Origin of the sequence: Bradyrhizobium uaiense, from assembly GCF_010811875.1 — a bacterium.
Lineage (GTDB): Bacteria > Pseudomonadota > Alphaproteobacteria > Rhizobiales > Xanthobacteraceae > Bradyrhizobium > Bradyrhizobium uaiense.
Window position 1 is genome coordinate 40,898 of record NZ_VKHP01000023.1, and the last position, 15,906, is coordinate 56,803.

Here is a 15,906-nt window from a genome sequence, read left to right on the forward strand (position 1 = left end):
CATTGGCGCTGTTGACGGGTTCAATCGACATCCCGCAATTTCGGTTGGTGGCGGTCCCGGCGCAAATCCGACATCGCCATAGATCGGCGGCCGGATGATGGCGGTCGATTGACGCTGTCCACGACGACGGTAATCCAACTCAAAAAAAAATCGAGGGAGCGAAGCATGTTCAGATTGAAGACCGCCTTGTTTGCGCTGGCGTTAATAGGTCTCTCCGCGGCCGCATCGGATGCGCTGGCCCAGAGCAAGCCGACTATCGGCATCGCGATGCCGACCAAATCCTCGGCGCGCTGGATCGACGACGGCAACAACATGGTCAAGGTGCTGAAGGAGCGCGGCTACGGCACCGATCTGCAATATGCCGAAGACGACATTCCGAACCAGCTCTCCCAGGTCGAGAACATGGTGACCAAGGGCGCCAAGGTGCTGGTCATCGCGGCGATCGACGGCACCACGCTGTCCGACGCTCTGAAGCAGGCCAAGGCCCAGGGCATCACGGTGATCGCCTATGACCGTCTGATCCGCGATACCCCCAATGTCGACTATTACGCAACGTTCGACAATTTCCAGGTCGGCGTGCTGCAGGCGAGCTCGATCGTGAATGCACTGGGGCTGAAGGACGGCAAGGGTCCCTTCAACATCGAGCTGTTCGGCGGCTCGCCCGACGACAACAATGCCTATTTCTTCTACGATGGCGCGATGTCGGTGTTGAAGCCATATATCGACAGCGGCAAGCTCGTGGTCGGCAGCGGCCAGACCGGCATGAACAAGGTCGCAACCCTGCGCTGGGACGGCGCGACCGCGCAGGCGCGGATGGACAATCTGCTCAGCGCCTTCTACGGCAAGAAGCGCGTCGATGCGGTGCTGTCGCCGTATGACGGCCTCTCGATCGGCATCATTTCCTCGCTGAAGAGCGTCGGCTACGGCAGCAAGGACCAGCCGATGCCGTTCATCAGCGGGCAGGATGCGGAAGTGCCTTCGGTCAAGGCGATGCTGCGCGGCGAGCAATATTCGACCATCTTCAAGGACACGCGCGATCTCGCCAAGGTTACGGCCGACATGGTCGATGCCGTGCTGAGCAAGAAGGAGGTCAGCGTCAACGACACCAAGACCTACAACAACGGGGTCAAGGTGGTTCCGTCCTATCTGCTCAAGCCGGTCGTGGTGGACAAGACCAATTGGGAGAAAGTCCTGATTGACAGCGGCTACTATAAGCGCTCGCAATTCGAGTAGGGCGGATGGGCGGCGGCGAGCCGTGCCGGCGACGATCGACGCTGCAGGATATGATCCGATGACGGCAATGCTTGAGATGCGCGGCGTCAGCAAGAGCTTTGCCGGCGTGCAGGCGCTGCGCGACGTGAGCTTCACCGTCGAGGCAGGGCAGATCCATGCCTTGGTCGGGGAGAACGGTGCCGGCAAGTCGACCTTGATGAAGGTGCTGAGCGGGGTCTACCCCGCCGGCAGCTATGACGGGTCGATCGTGTTCGACGGCGAGGAGCGGCGATTCCGCGACATCAATGGCAGCGAGGCGCTCGGGATCATCATCATCCATCAGGAACTGGCGCTGATCCCGCTGATGTCGATTGCCGAGAACATCTTTCTGTCGCATCCGCCGTCGCGCTTCGGCGTCATCGACCGCCACGCGGTGCATCGGCGGACCGCCGAGCTGCTGGCGCAGGTCGGCTTGCGGGAGTCTCCGGATACGCTGATCACCGACCTCGGCGTCGGCAAGCAGCAGCTGGTTGAGATCGCCAAGGCACTGTCCAAGCGGGTGCGCCTTTTGATCCTCGACGAGCCGACCGCAAGTCTCAACGAGGCGGACAGCGCCACCTTGCTCGAACGGCTCCTGGCCTTCCGCGAGCAGGGCATCGCCTCGATCCTGATCTCGCACAAGCTGAACGAGGTCGCGCGGGTCGCCGACCGCATCACGGTGCTGCGCGATGGCCGCACCGTCGACAGCATCGACTGCCGCACCGAGCGGATCGAGGAAGACCGCATCATCCGCAGCATGGTCGACCGCGATCTCGCGCATCGCTTTCCGGAGCGAAGCGCCGAGATCGGCGAACCCGTGATGAGTGTGGAGAACTGGTCGGTGTATCATCCGCTGCATCCCGAGCGGCAGGTGATCAAGAACGTCGACTTCAACGTGCGCCGCGGCGAGGTGGTCGGCATCGCCGGCCTGATGGGCGCCGGCCGCACCGAGTTCGCCATGAGCCTGTTCGGCCGCGCGTGGGGGTACAACATTTCCGGCAAGGTCCGGCTCGACGGAGATGAGGCCGATCTCTCCAGCGTGCCGGCGGCGATCGCTGCCGGACTTGCCTATGTCACCGAAGACCGCAAGCAGCTTGGGCTGATCCTTGCCGCCGACGTCCGCAAGAACGTGACGGTGGCGAGCCTCCGCAAGGTGTCGGAGCGCGGGGTGATCGACGATGTCGTCGAGTTGAAGGCCGCGAGCGACTATCGCACCCGGATGCGGATCCGCTGCTCCGACGTCTACCAGGCGACCGGTGACCTCTCGGGCGGCAACCAGCAGAAGGTCGTGCTGTCGAAATGGCTGATGACCGATCCGAAGGTACTGCTGCTGGACGAGCCGACGCGCGGGATCGACGTCGGGGCAAAGTACGAGATCTATTCCATCATCAACGAGCTCGCCGAGGCGGGCAGGGGCGTCGTCGTAATCTCGTCGGAGATGCCTGAGCTGCTCGGCATCTGCGACCGGATCTGCGTGATGAATGACGGCGCCTTCGTCGGCGAGTTCGACAAGGACGATGCGACCCAGGAGAAGATCATGCGCGCCATCATGCGCAATGTCAGAATGTCTGGAAACCGCGCCGATGACGGCGTGGCACGTGCCGGAGGAGAGGCGCGATGACCGACAAGACGGTGTCACTTCCCGAGTCTCCCAGGCATTCCGGCTTCATCAAGAACAATCTGCGCAATTACGGCATGCTGCTGTCGCTGCTCGCGATCATGCTGTTCTTCGAGATCGTCACCGACGGCACGCTGTTGCAGCCGCTCAACCTCACCAACCTTGTGCTGCAGAACAGCTACATTGTCATCATGGCGCTCGGCATGCTGCTCGTGATCGTCACCGGGCATATCGATCTTTCGGTCGGCTCGGTCGCGGGCTTCGTCGGCGCGGTCGCGGCGGTGCTGATGGTGCGCTACCATGTCGGCTATCCGATCGCGTTCGTCGCCTGCCTCCTGCTCGGCGGCGCAATCGGCGCAGCCCAGGGGTACTGGGTCGCCTACTTCAAGATCCCGTCCTTCATCGTGACGCTGGCGGGTATGCTGGTGTTCAAAGGGCTTGCGCTCGCGGTGCTGCAAGGACAGTCGCTCGGGCCGTTCCCGTCGACCTTCCAGAAGCTGTCGTCGGGCTTCATTCCCGAACTGTTCCCCGGTGCGGGCACGCATTACCCGACGTCGCTCCTGATCGGCGTCGTGCTGGCGTTCGTGCTGGTGCTGGCGAGCGCCAGGAGCCGGGCGCGCGAGCAGGCGCACGGCATCGAGGTCGAGCCTTATGCATTCTTCATCGTCAAGAGCGTCGCGCTGGCGGGGGCCGTGCTCTACTTCACATACCTGATCGCCTCGCATCGGGGTCTGCCGAACGTGCTCGTGATCATGACGGCCTTGATCGCGCTCTACGGCTTCGTCACGCGGAGGACCGTGGTCGGCCGGCAGATCTATGCGGTCGGCGGCAACGCCAAGGCGGCGAAACTGTCGGGGGTCAAGACCGAACGGCTGACCTTTCTCACTTTCGTCAACATGGGCGTGCTCGCCGCGCTCGCCGGGCTGGTGTTCGCCGCACGGCTCAACACCGCGACGCCGAAGGCCGGCCTCGGCTTCGAGCTCGACGTGATCGCCGCCTGCTTCATCGGCGGCGCGTCGGCCTATGGCGGCGTCGGCCGGGTCGGCGGTGCGGTGGTCGGTGCCATGATCATGGGCGTGATGAACAACGGCATGTCGATCCTCGGTATCGGCATCGATTATCAGCAGGTGATCAAGGGCCTCGTCCTGCTTGGCGCCGTCTGTATCGATGTCTACAACCAGCGCCGGTGACTGCCGCGCAGTCATGATTCCACGACAGGATACTGACGCAACGCAGGAGAATGCCGGGTGAAACTGTCCCATGCCGATGCGCTGACCATCGGAAACATCCTCGCCGAGGTCGGCCGCACCGAGATCATGCCGCGCTTTCGCCGCGTGCGGGAGATCGAGGTCCGCACCAAGACATCGGCGTTCGACGTTGTCACCGAAGCCGATGAACTCGCCGAGCAGGCGATATCGGCGGCGCTGCTCCGGGCGTTTCCGAATGCCACCGTGATCGGGGAGGAGGGCACGGCGCGTGATCCGGCCGCGCTCGATCAGGTCGGAACTGCGGAGCTTGCCTTCATCATCGATCCGATCGACGGCACCCGGAACTTCACTTCCGGCCTGCCGCTGTTCGGCAGCATGGTGGCCGCCACGATGCGCGGCGAGATCGTGTTCGGCGCGATCCATGATCCCGTCAGCAACGATACCGCATTCGCGCTGCGCGGCGAGGGGGCGTGGCTCGAGCTGCCGGACGGCAGGCGGCATGATTTGAAGGTGGCGCCGGCGGTGCCGGTCAAGCAGATGGACGCGGTGGTCGGCGTCAACTTCCTGCCCGAGCCGCTGCGCGCAATCGTGGCCGGCAATCTGTCCAAGCTCGGCGCCAGCGCCTGGCTCCGATGCGCAGCGCACGAGTATCGCATGGCGGCGTCAGGCCATTGCCACCTGCTGTTCTACAACAAGCTGATGCCGTGGGATCATGCCGCCGGCTGGCTGTTGCATCGCGAGGCCGGCGGCTACAGCGCGCATTTCGACGGATCACCCTACAGGCCGGTCAATCTGACCGGCGGCTTGCTCTGCGCGCCCGACGAAGAGAGCTGGCATGCGGCGCAGCAGGCGATCCTGACGCCGGCCGGATAGGGGCGGGAGATGCACGAACTGTGATTCAAATGTCAAACGGCTTGTTCGGTGTCATCACCCGCGCATGCGGGTGATCCAGTATTCCAGAGGCGCTGGTGCTTGAATCGAAAGGCCGCGGCGTACTGGATCGCCCGGTCGAGCCGGGCGATGACAGCTGAGGATGGGGACGCAGCTTCGCGCTCTCGCAACACGAATTGCCCCAGCTTTGCGTCCCGTTCCGTCCTCTCATTGAACAGGCGGCACAGGAGTCCTATTCGCTGCCGACCTCGCCGGTGATGATGTTGCCGAACAGCTTCCAGCTCTCGCCTTCGAACCGCATCAATTGCGACTGCTCGATCGGTCGGAAGTCGTTCGGGCCGGTGTTGATCTTGATTCCGGGCAGGATCATCTTCGGCGCAAAATCCTTCAGGCTGGCGGCCTGCTTCATGACGTTCTCGCCCGTGAGATCGTCGCCGCACTGCTTGAGCGCCTGCGCCAGCGTCTGCGCGGCAGCGTAGCCATAGACGTGGTTGCCGTTGGTCTTGTCGCCGTCGGGCATGTACTTGTCCATGAAGGTGCGCCATTCCCTGGTTTCAGCATCGTCGTTCCAGATCGTGTCGGTCGGGTCCTTGAGGTAAGCGACCGAGATGATGCCCTGCGAGTTTTCGACGCCCGCGGCGCGCATGACCGAGGCGACCGAGGTCGCGGTCGAGGTCAGGAAGAAGGTCGGCTTCCAGCCGAGCTCGGCGACCTTCTTGATGGTCTGCGCTGCGCCCTTCGGCGCCGCCCAGGTGAACAGGATGTCGGCGCCCGAGGCGCGCAGCGCCACGATCTGTGAATCCAGCGTCGGGTCGGTCAGCTCGTAGGATTTGTCGGCGACGATCATGCTGCTGGCCTTGTCGCCAAGGCCGTCGCGCAACCCCTTGAGCGCGTCCTTGCCGGCATCGTCGTTCTGCCAAAGCACCGCGATCTTGCCGTTCGGGAATTTATCGAGGATGTATCTGGCGTAGATGCGCCCCTCGCTCTGGTAGTTCGGCTGCCAGCCCATCGTCCAGGGAAAGTTTTGGGGATCGCCGAAACGCGTCGCACCCGAGGCGATGAAGAGGTGAGGGACCTTCTTGCCGTTGAGATATTTCTGGATCGCGACATTGGGCGCGGTGCCGAGCGGCTGGAACACCAGCAGCACCTCGTCGCCTTCGACCAGCTTGCGCGCCTGCTCGACCGATTTCGGCGGCGAGAAGCCGTCGTCATAGCTGATGAAGTTGATCTTGCGGCCGTTGATGCCACCCTGGTCGTTGATCATCTTGAAATAGGCTGCCTCGGTGCGGCCGATCGCGCCGTAGGCGGAAGCGGGGCCGCTATAGGGCATGATGTTGCCGATCTTGATCTCGGTATCCGAGACCCCCGGGCCATAGCTCTTCTGCGCGAGAGCCGGCGACAGCGCGCCGATCGTTGCCGCGAGCGCTACGCACGCGCGAAGACAAAAGCCGTCCAACATCCCTTGGTCACTCCCTGATGATTCCCGATCGCCTCGTGACGTATGCGCAGCTCCCCTTGTCGGGGGCCGGCGCGTTGACGCCCGGCGACAATTATCGTATGCGCTTCCAGTCTGGAAACGTTTCCAGATTAGCGCGCGTTCCCACCGATGGCAATATTCCTGTGGCCGGAGAGATGTGACAAATGAGCAGACTGGAGCAGACGAGCCCGGACCATGGGTCGAGGCCGCCGCTGGTTGCCGAATGCGATGCCGTCGTGGTCGGTGCCGGCTTCGGCGGGCTGTATGCGATCTATCGGTTGCGCGAGCTCGGGCTGAAGGTGATCGGCATCGAGGCCGCGTCGGATGTCGGCGGCACCTGGTACTGGAATCGCTATCCCGGCGCGCGCTGTGACATACCGAGCCTGCTTTATTCCTACACCTGGTCGGAGGAGCTGCGGCAAGAATGGCGCTGGAGCGAGAAATACGCCGGTCAGCCCGAAATCCTGCGCTATGCGCAGCACGTCGCCGACCGGTTCGAGCTGCGCTCCCTGATCCGCTTCGATACGCGCGTCATCAGTGCCGATTGGGACGAGGCCGGCGAGAGCTGGACCGTGCGCACCGATCGAGGCGATTGCATCGTTGCATCGACTTGCGTGATGGCGACCGGTAATCTCTCTGTTCCCAACAAGCCGAAACTGCCCGGCGTGGAGCGATTTCGCGGGCCGATCTATCACACCGGGCAGTGGCCGCATCAGGAGATCGACTTCTCGGGCTTGCGCGTTGCGGTGATCGGCACCGGCTCGTCGGGCGTGCAGACGATCCCGATGGTCGCGAAGTCGGCGAGCCGCCTGACCGTCTTCCAGCGCACGCCGAACTATTCGGTGCCGGCACGCAATGCGCCGCTGTCCGACGCCGATATCGCGGCCGCCGAGCCGATGATCGCGAAATATCGCGAGAGCCTCGAGACGCCGGAGTTCGGACGGGTGCCGTCGAATGCGTTCGACGCACCGGTACCGGCGCGGGAGGTCCAGTGGGCGCGCTATGAACAGCTCTGGGAGCAGGGCGGCGGCGGCATCCTGACCGCGTTTCCCAACATCCTGACCGATGAGGCCGTCAACGACGTCGCCTGCGACTTCGTGCGCGACAAGATCCGCGGTATGGTCGACGACGCGACGACGGCGGAGGCGCTGTCACCAAAGGATTATCCGCTCGGCGTCAAGCGCATCTGCATCGATACCGGCTATTTCGCGACCTACAATCTGCCGCATGTCGACCTGGTCGATCTCCGCGCGGAGCCGCTGACAACGGTCACCGAGACCGGCCTCGAGACCGCGGTGCGGTCGTTCGCGCTCGATGCGCTGGTGCTGGCGACCGGCTATGACGCGATGACCGGGGCGCTCGCCGCGATGAACATCCGCGGGCGCAGTGGTGTGACGTTGAACGAGGCCTGGGCCGACGGACCCCGTGCCTATCTCGGCCTGATGGTGTCGGGCTTCCCGAACCTGTTCGTCGTGACCGGGCCGGGTAGTCCATCTGTCATCGGCAACGTGATCCATGCCTGCGAGAACCATGTCGAGTGGATCACGGCTTGTCTCGGCAGCATGCGCGCCAAGGGATTGACGCGGATCGAGCCGGAGCGCGATGCCGAACGCGCGTGGATGGCGCATGTTGCGGATGCTGCCAGCCGCACGCTCTATCCGAAGGCCAATTCCTGGTACCAGGGCGCCAACATCGCGGGGAAGCCGCGCGTGTTCATGCCCTATGTCGGCCAGGGCTATCGCCACCGGATCGCGCAGATCGCGCAGCGCAATTACGAAGGCTTTGTGCTGCGCTGACACCAGGGGCGGGCAGCGTCGTCCTTGGTCATTGCGAGTAGCGATAGCGACGAAGCAATCGATCGCTCCGCGCGACCGGTAGCCGTGGATTGCTTCGCTTCGCTCGCAATGACGATAAACTGGAACCGTTTCCAGATTGGAACAGTCGGAGGACAGAAGATGGACATCAAGCGTGCAGGATCAATCGCAAGCCGGCGCGGTAACGCCGAGTGGTTCAGCGGCACTGTTTGGGCTGACTCGATTGTCAACGCACCCGCTCCGGCGCGGGTGCAGGCCGCGCGCGTCACCTTCGAGCCGGGCGCACGCACGGCCTGGCACACGCATCCGCTCGGTCAGACGCTCTACGTGACTGCAGGCGCCGGCTATGTGCAAGGCTGGGACGGTCCGATCCGGGTGATCCGACCGGGCGATGTGGTGTGGATCCCGCCGGGCGAGAAGCACTGGCACGGCGCGGCACCAACCACGGGCATGAGCCACATTGCGATCCACGAGACGCTTGACGGCGACTATGCGACCTGGATGGAGCACGTCTCCGACGCGCAATACGCAGCGGCGCCGCAGGCGGATTGATTGGTGCGAGGCTATTTCCGTCCGCGTGCGGGCGTCGCGGGCGCGGCGCAGGAATGGCGCAGGATCAGGCGCGTCGGCAGGAACACCGGGGCGCTGCTACCGGGCCTTTCGCTGTCGCGGATCCGCTCCAGCAACAATCGCGCGGCGGTGCGGCCGACCTCGTTCATGTCCCAGCTCAAGGCCGAGATCGCGGGCGTCGCGTGGCGGGCGAGGTCGGTGTCGCCGCTGCACACGATCGAGACGTCCTGCGGATAGCGCAGGCCGTTGCTCGTGATCGCCTCCAGCACTTCGGCCAGCATGCTGGTGCCGAGCGAGATGATCGCGGTCGGCGGCTTGGACGACTGCAAAAGCTGGCACACCGAGCTGAAGGCGGTGTTGGCGCCCTGCATGTGCGGACGGATCAGGCTAGCATCGACCTCGAGCTTCGCCTCCTGGTGTGCCTGCCGGTAACCCGCGAGCCGCTCCGAGCTCGGCAGCACCGCGACGCTTCCGGTGAGCAGCGCGATCCGGCGATGGCCGAGGCCGATCAGATATCGCGTCGCCTCCAGCGCGCCGCCGCGGTGATCGACGCGAACCGGGATGCTATCCGGCACCTCGCGGTCGACGGTGACGCAGGGCAGGTCGAGCGTCGCCAATCCCTTCATGAAGTCCTTGTGGGAGTTGTCGCCGGCGAACAACAGTAACCCATCCATCTGGCGCCGGCGCACCGCCGACAGGAACGCCGCCTCGCGCGCCTCCTCGTGCTTGGTCGCGGCGAGCATCAGGAGGAAGCCGGCGCGCTGGAATTCCTCCTCGGCTGCGCTCACCATGCCGGTGTAGTGCGGATTGGAGAAATCGGCGACCATGCAGCCGATCGTGTTGGAAGCGCGCGAGCGCAGCGCCTGCGCGGCCTGGTCCGGCTCAAATCCCAGACGTTTCACCGCGCGCATGATGCGGGCATGCAGTTCCGCGCTGGTATAGATGCCGCCATTGAGCGTGCGGCTGACGCTTGAGACGGACACGCCGGCCTCCGCCGCGACGTCACGAATCGTCGGTCGTGTCCGTCGCGCTTTGGTCATGGGTAGCTGGGCCCTGTCGGTTCGGCATTGCCGCCGCCACGCGCCGATTGCGGGCGCGCCGGACGGCATCGCCGAACCTAATCAGGCTCCGCCGCGAATCTCAAATGATTCCTGTCGCTATGGCTGTGACGTTACGCCGATGCGGGCCGGTCGAAATACGCGAACGCCGCGCTCGTCAGGCTGCCGAGCAGCGACCAGAACACCAGGCTGGTCAGCGTGACCGCGACCACGAACTGATGCGACAAGGACGAGGGCACGTTGGTCTCGACATGCTCGAGTTCAGGCGCGCCGATCAAATGCGGCAGCATGATCAGGACCACGCCGGCGATCGCGGCGGGTGCCGAGCGCCGGAAAACGATCAGCCCGAGCCCCGCCGAGGTGGCCAGCACCGCCATCGTCCACCAGATCTGGCGCGAGAGCAGCGGAGCGGCGGGGACCCCCGGTAATTCCGGCGGCAGCCCAAGGCCCGGCGCGAGGGTGAAGACGGCAAAACCTGCGAGGCCCCACATCAGGCCTTCGTGCCACGAGATCGCCTCGCCGGTCGCACCGCTCCGAACCGAAAAGAAGCCGCAAAGCAGAAGCGCAAAGCCGATTCCGGTCAGGATGTTCGCGCCGGCCGTATAGAGGTTGCGCTCCCAGCCGTCCTTCGGCTCCCAGGCCTCCGCACCATGAGCATTATCCGCATGATCGTGCACGAGGATCGCCTGCGGCGGCGCCGAGGCTTCGTGCTTGTGCTCGGCCGCCTTCTCATAAACTTCGGCCCTGAGGATCAGGGGAACGGTGCCGAATTGCTGGACCGCCGTGACGATCAGGCCAACGATGAATCCGGCGATGACCGACGCGAAGACGATCGAGCGAAACGTGCTCATGCCGACCGGGTCAGTGGCAGGGGAATGCGTTGGAGTGGCGCACGTCGTGCGCGGCGTTGTGGATCACGTCGATATGCGAGAAGCCGACCACGCCGACGATGAACAGGCCGAGCGTCATCGCCATCAGCGACTGGGCAAGCCGTCCGACCTGTCGGGTCGCGACCGGAAGATGCTGGGCTTGCGCGGTCTGGGACTGGCTCATGATCGTTCTCCACGTTCGATTTGGTCGGCTTCTAGCAGCTTTCGGGCGATGTCGCGACTGGTAAGGTGCAGATTTGTTCCAAGAGGTATGCGCTTGCGCAAAATCTTGGCGTGTGCCGCCGCCCTGAACGTGTCTCCATACCGCGCGAAATAGCCGATACACGCCTCCGGCGTCGGGTCCACGTCGAGCAGCGTGCGAAACGCGCCCCTATGCACCGCGCAGATCGCGCTGTGCTCTGGAACGGCAAACACCAGGGAGGCGATGTCGGCGCGCCAGTGGACATCGCTATTGGCGGCGGCGCTGACCGCTCGCGCGCTCTCAGCGCCGGATGGTGAATTCACCTGGGCCTCGCCGTGATTCCCACTTGGCCTGCTCGAGTTCCGGACGGTCGCATTCTGTCTGGGGGTAACCGATGCAGAGGTAGCCGATGAATTTCCAGGCGTCCGGTATCTCCAGGATCTCGTGAATGCGGGGCGGATTGAGGATCGATACCCAGCCGAGCCCGATGCCTTCGGCGCGCGCGGCGAGCCACATCGAGCAGATCGCGGCCACCACGGAATATTCGGAGGTCTCCGGCATCGTCGCGCGGCCGAGGCCGGAGCCGATCTGGTCACTCTTCTCGGCGAACACGGCGAGATGGCCGGGTGCCTCTTCAAGACCCGACAGCTTCAATGCCGCATATTTTGCGGCGCGTTCGCCTGAGTAGGATCGCAGCGCATCGGCGTTGCAGGTCTTGAAGTCGTCGATCACGGCGCGGCGCCGCGCCGCATCGTCGACAATGACGAACCGCCAGGGCTGGCTCAACCCGACCGATGGCGACAGGCAGGCGATCTCGATCAGCCGCTCGATCGACCCGTCAGGCAAGGGATCGGTTCGAAAGCGGCGCACGTCGCGCCGCCACACGAACAGCTCGTGCAGTTGCCGGCGAAACGTATCGTCGAATGAGACCATCGTGGGGTCTTTGGCAGGATCGATCGCAGACATCATCTAGGCTTCATTACTTAAGCTTCATGGGCAGGCCTGCAACGACGAACTCGACTTCGTCCGCCGCGCCGGCGATGCTCTGGTTCATCAGACCGGCGGCATCGCGGAAGGTCCGCGCCAGCGCATTGTCGGGCACGATGCCGAGGCCGACCTCATTGGTGACAAGAATGACCGGGCTGCGCTGGCGCGGCAAGGCATCCGCCAGCCGCGCGATGTCCTGCGACCAGTCGCGCTCCGCATGCAGCAAATTGGACAGCCACAGCGTCAGGCAATCGACCAGCCTGGCGCCGCCACCGTCGGTCTCGGAGAGCGCCTTAACCAGATCGAGCGGCACCTCGCGCTCGATCCAGTCGCTGCCGCGCCGCGCGCGATGTTTTGCGATCCGCTCGTCCATTTCCGCATCGAGTGCCTCGGCAGTGGCGATATAGACTGGCTGCCCGGGAAAGCTGCGCGCACGAAGTTCGGCACGCCGGCTTTTCCCGGACCGGGCTCCACCCGTGATCAGAATGACGGCCATGCAATCTCCTGTTACGTCCGCTCTAACCACCAATCGCGGTGAAACACAAAGCCGAAATCCGCCACGGAGGGCTTGCACTCGGCCGACGTCTTGCGCATCAGGGGGATCGCGGCAAGGAGAGGGTACGTGTTTTTTGCGGGAGCAATGGCGGTGGCGATGGCTGTGGATGCCCTGATCGGCTGGCCGCCTGCGTTGTTTGCACGCATCGGCCATCCCGTGACCTGGCTCGGCCGGCTGATCAATCTTCTCGACCGCAGCTGGAACCGGGACGCTGATGCGCCTTCGTTTCGGCGCGTGGCAGGTGTTGCGGCGGCCATCATGGTGATCGCGCTGGCGGTGGCGATCGGTTGGGCGGTTCAGTCCGCGCTCGCACCCGGGTGGGTTCGCGTCGGTCTTGTGGGTGTTCTGGCGTGGCCGCTGGTGGCCCTGCGCTCGCTGCATGACCATGTCGGCGCGGTGGCAAATCCGCTTGTCTCCGGCGATATCTCGGCCGCACGTCTGGCGGTCGCGCAGATCGTCGGACGCGATCCGGCAACACTCGACGGCGCCGGCATCGCGCGCGCGAGCATCGAGAGTCTCGCCGAGAATGCCTCCGACGGCATCGTCGCGCCGGTGTTCTGGGGCGCGCTGTTCGGCCTGCCGGGCATCCTCGGCTACAAGGCGATCAACACGCTGGACTCCATGATCGGCCATCGCACCAAGCGGCATGAAGCCTTTGGCTGGGCCGCGGCCCGGATCGACGATCTCGCCAATCTCGTTCCGGCGCGGCTGACCGGGCTTCTGTTCGCGCTGCTTGCGCCAAACCGTTCGCGGGCGTGGTCATGCATGCTGCGCGATGCGTACCGCCATCGCTCGCCGAATGCCGGCTGGCCGGAATCCGCGATGGCCGGCGCGCTCGAGGTGCGGCTCAGCGGGCCCCGCATCTATCACGGGCACGTCGCGGATGAGCCGTGGCTGAATGAGGGCGCGCGCGATCCGGCGGCAGCCGACATCCTCGCCGGATTGAAGCTCTATCGTCGCGCCATGATGCTGTTGGCCGGGGTGTTCGTCGCCCTGGCGTTGCTGTAAGAGACCGACGCATGCGAGAGCACGGCGGAAATCTCGACGTCGCCCAGCAACGCTTCGGCGGAGCTGCGGAAGACTGGATCGACCTGTCGACCGGCATCAATCGGGTACCTTATCCCCTGGTCGATGTCGAGCCGCGGCAATGGAACGCGTTGCCGTCGCGATCCGAGATCGAGTCCCTTCACGCCGCCGCGCGGCAGGCTTACGCGACCGATGCGCCGATCGTGGCGATGGGCGGTGCACAGGCCGCCATTCAGTTGCTGCCGCGCCTCGCGCCTCGGGGACGGGCGCGCATCCTGGCGCCGACCTACAATGAGTACGCCGCGGTGTTATCGGTTGCCGGCTGGGACGTCAGTGAGGTGTCCGATCTCGCAGCGCTTGCCGGTGCGGACATTGCCATCGTCGTCAATCCGAACAATCCGGATGGAAGACGCCACGATCGGGACGAACTGCTCGCGCTGTTGCCGCGCGTCGGCCGGCTCGTCATTGACGAGAGCTTTGCCGACGCTGTACCCGACATTTCGCTGGCATCGGAAGCAGGACGACCGGGTTTGCTGATCCTCCGTTCATTCGGGAAATTCTACGGCTTGGCCGGCTTGCGGCTCGGCTTCGCCCTCAGTTGCGAACCGGATATCGTCACGCTTGCAGCGATGACTGGACCATGGCCGGTTTCCGGTGCCGCAATAGCGATCGGGCGGCGCGCCTTGCTCGATCGCGACTGGGCAAAGGCGACGACTGCACGTTTGGCGAACGACTGCGTCAGGCTCGATGCGGAGGCGCGCGTGCAGGGCTGGACGCTGGTCGGTGGCGCGTCGCTGTTCCGCCTCTATGAAGTCGGCGATGCGCTGGCCGCGCAGGAGAAGCTTGCCCGTGCGCAGATCTGGTCGCGTGTCTTCCAGCAAAAGCCGGGCTGGTTGCGCCTCGGTCTGCCGGGCAGCGAGACCGAATGGTCGCGTCTTTCCGCCGCATTGTCCGTCTAGCGCGCCAGCGCGAGCAGGGCTTCGACATCAAGATGGGCCTCGATGTGCTCGGCGAGCGCGTCGAGCGCACCCTCGACCCTCGCGCCGTACGGCTGATCCGCCGCGGGGATGTCGAGCTGCGCAAGGAACGCCTTGCGAAATTCGTCCGAAGCGAACAGGCCGTGCAGATAGCTGCCGTGAACGCGCCGATCACTGGAAACCGCGCCCTCTGCCACGCCGTCAAGCGTTGCAAAAGGCCGGGCGCGATCCGCCCCTTCGGTGCGTCCGATATGGATTTCGTAGGCACTGATCGGTTGACCGGTCGCGGCATGCACCGCACTGACGCGCGTCAGCGTCTTCTGTTCGGTCATGACAGTCGTGACATCGAGCAGCCCGAGGCCGGGCGTTTCGCCGGAGGGACCCTCGATCCCATCGGGATCGGCGACGCTCTCGCCAAGCATCTGGTATCCGCCGCACAGACCCAGCACATGGCCGCCACGGCGATGATGCGCCAGCAAATCGATGTCCCAGCCCTGCGCGCGCAGGAAGGCGAGGTCGCCGCGGGTCGATTTCGAGCCGGGCAGGATGACGAGCTTCGCATCGCCGGGGATGGCCTCGCCTGATCGTACCATCACGAGATCGACACCGGGCTCGAGCTTCAGCGGATCGAGATCGTCGAAATTGGCGATCCGCGACAGCGCCAGAAACGCGATCTTGCACTGGCCGGGCTTGCGCGCCTCGCCGAGCCCGAGTGCGTCTTCGGCAGGAAGCTCACCGGCGCGGACGAACCAGGGCAGCACGCCAAAGCCGCGCCAGCCGGTGCGGGCTTCGATCAGACGGTAGCCGTCGTCGAACAGCGAGGGATCGCCGCGGAATTTGTTGATGACAAAACCCTGGATCATCGCGGCATCCTCGGGGTCGATCACCGCCTGGATACCGACGAGCTGCGCGATCACGCCGCCGCGGTCGATGTCGCCGACCAGCACCACGGGCACGTCGGCCCGGCGCGCAAAGCCCATATTGGCGATATCGGACTTGCGCAGGTTCACTTCGGCCGGGCTGCCGGCGCCTTCGACCAGCACCAGATCGGCGCGATCCTTCAGACGCCCAAAACTTTCCAACACTGGGGTCATCAGCGAAGGCTTCATGCCGGCATATTCCCGCGCGCGCGCGGTCGCGATCCGCTTGCCGTGCACGATGATCTGGGCGCCGACGTCGGTTTCGGGCTTCAGCAACACCGGGTTCATGTCGGTGTGCGGTTCGACGCCGGCGGCGAGCGCCTGCAAGGCCTGCGCGTGCTGCCGTTCAAGCCGCAGAACATGTCGAACAACGCTGCCGTCACTGTCGATAGCGGCGAGCTGCCTCTTATAAACATGAGCCTCTGGCGACGATCGCCTCTGTGGTAACTGACGTTCTAGCCCTGTCGTTTATACACATCTGA

Annotated in this window: 15 protein-coding genes and 1 pseudogene; 8 read left to right on the plus strand and 8 right to left on the minus strand. The window is 64.6% G+C overall.

From position 1 onward, the window contains the following. Positions 1 to 165 precede the first annotated feature (165 nt). Genes chvE through FNJ47_RS08770 form a run of 4 tightly spaced genes read left to right on the plus strand, consistent with a single transcriptional unit; the run spans position 166 to position 4,950 of the window. Positions 166 to 1,233, plus strand: a complete 1,068-nt coding sequence (gene chvE / locus FNJ47_RS08755) for a multiple monosaccharide ABC transporter substrate-binding protein (protein ID WP_163152625.1) — start codon at positions 166 to 168, stop codon at positions 1,231 to 1,233. Positions 1,234 to 1,291: 58 nt separating this feature from the next. Then, positions 1,292 to 2,872, plus strand: a complete 1,581-nt coding sequence (gene mmsA / locus FNJ47_RS08760) for a multiple monosaccharide ABC transporter ATP-binding protein (protein ID WP_163152627.1) — start codon at positions 1,292 to 1,294, stop codon at positions 2,870 to 2,872. Continuing rightward, on the plus strand, positions 2,869 to 4,059 hold the full coding sequence (mmsB, locus tag FNJ47_RS08765; RefSeq protein WP_163152629.1) for a multiple monosaccharide ABC transporter permease: 1,191 nt from the start codon (positions 2,869 to 2,871) through the stop codon (positions 4,057 to 4,059). The genes mmsA and mmsB overlap by 4 nt, the downstream gene beginning before the upstream one ends. Before the next feature lie 57 nt (positions 4,060 to 4,116). Further along, positions 4,117 to 4,950 (plus strand): inositol monophosphatase family protein, encoded by an 834-nt coding sequence (locus tag FNJ47_RS08770; protein WP_347341635.1) that lies wholly within the window; start codon positions 4,117 to 4,119, stop codon positions 4,948 to 4,950. A 250-nt stretch (positions 4,951 to 5,200) separates the two neighbouring features. Here the strand turns inward: FNJ47_RS08770 and FNJ47_RS08775 are convergent, their stop codons facing one another. After that, entirely contained in the window at positions 5,201 to 6,427 is a 1,227-nt protein-coding gene (locus FNJ47_RS08775; RefSeq protein WP_163152631.1) for an ABC transporter substrate-binding protein, read from the minus strand. Positions 6,428 to 6,609: 182 nt separating this feature from the next. Here FNJ47_RS08775 and FNJ47_RS08780 point away from each other — a divergent pair, with 182 nt between their 5' ends. Further along, a complete protein-coding gene (locus tag FNJ47_RS08780) occupies positions 6,610 to 8,241 on the plus strand; it encodes a flavin-containing monooxygenase (RefSeq protein WP_163152633.1) in 1,632 nt (543 codons plus the stop codon). A gap of 159 nt (positions 8,242 to 8,400) precedes the next feature. Then, positions 8,401 to 8,811: a (R)-mandelonitrile lyase gene (locus tag FNJ47_RS08785; protein ID WP_163152635.1), complete on the plus strand. Its 411-nt coding sequence runs from the start codon at positions 8,401 to 8,403 to the stop codon at positions 8,809 to 8,811. 11 nt (positions 8,812 to 8,822) lie between these two features. Here FNJ47_RS08785 and FNJ47_RS08790 read toward each other — a convergent pair whose 3' ends face one another. The 6 genes from FNJ47_RS08790 to cobU form a co-directional block, all read right to left on the minus strand. Further along, positions 8,823 to 9,938, minus strand: a complete 1,116-nt coding sequence (locus FNJ47_RS08790; RefSeq protein WP_347341636.1) for a LacI family DNA-binding transcriptional regulator — start codon at positions 9,936 to 9,938, stop codon at positions 8,823 to 8,825. Between the two features lie 62 nt (positions 9,939 to 10,000). Further along, positions 10,001 to 10,738, minus strand: coding sequence for a CbtA family protein (locus FNJ47_RS08795; RefSeq protein ID WP_163152639.1), 738 nt, complete (start codon positions 10,736 to 10,738; stop codon positions 10,001 to 10,003). A gap of 10 nt (positions 10,739 to 10,748) precedes the next feature. Next, positions 10,749 to 10,940 (minus strand): CbtB domain-containing protein, encoded by a 192-nt coding sequence (locus tag FNJ47_RS08800; RefSeq protein ID WP_021082128.1) that lies wholly within the window; start codon positions 10,938 to 10,940, stop codon positions 10,749 to 10,751. Further along, positions 10,937 to 11,281, minus strand: coding sequence for a hypothetical protein (locus FNJ47_RS08805; protein ID WP_347341637.1), 345 nt, complete (start codon positions 11,279 to 11,281; stop codon positions 10,937 to 10,939). The genes FNJ47_RS08800 and FNJ47_RS08805 overlap by 4 nt, the downstream gene beginning before the upstream one ends. After that, a complete protein-coding gene (gene bluB / locus FNJ47_RS08810) occupies positions 11,259 to 11,891 on the minus strand; it encodes a 5,6-dimethylbenzimidazole synthase (protein ID WP_163152641.1) in 633 nt (210 codons plus the stop codon). The genes FNJ47_RS08805 and bluB overlap by 23 nt, the downstream gene beginning before the upstream one ends. Positions 11,892 to 11,937: 46 nt before the next feature. Next, a complete protein-coding gene (gene cobU, locus FNJ47_RS08815; RefSeq protein WP_163152643.1) occupies positions 11,938 to 12,441 on the minus strand; it encodes a bifunctional adenosylcobinamide kinase/adenosylcobinamide-phosphate guanylyltransferase in 504 nt (167 codons plus the stop codon). Positions 12,442 to 12,567: 126 nt separating this feature from the next. Between cobU and cbiB the strand changes: the two genes are divergently transcribed. Further along, complete coding sequence (gene cbiB / locus FNJ47_RS08820; protein ID WP_163152645.1) at positions 12,568 to 13,509, plus strand: adenosylcobinamide-phosphate synthase CbiB; 942 nt, start codon at positions 12,568 to 12,570, stop codon at positions 13,507 to 13,509. An 11-nt stretch (positions 13,510 to 13,520) separates the two neighbouring features. Then, positions 13,521 to 14,486, plus strand: coding sequence for a threonine-phosphate decarboxylase CobD (gene cobD / locus FNJ47_RS08825; protein ID WP_163152647.1), 966 nt, complete (start codon positions 13,521 to 13,523; stop codon positions 14,484 to 14,486). Here cobD and FNJ47_RS08830 read toward each other — a convergent pair. Then, a pseudogene (locus FNJ47_RS08830) lies at positions 14,483 to 15,766 on the minus strand (cobyric acid synthase); the annotation flags it as partial. The gene cobD and the pseudogene FNJ47_RS08830 overlap by 4 nt on opposite strands. Between the last annotated feature and the right edge of the window lie 140 nt (positions 15,767 to 15,906).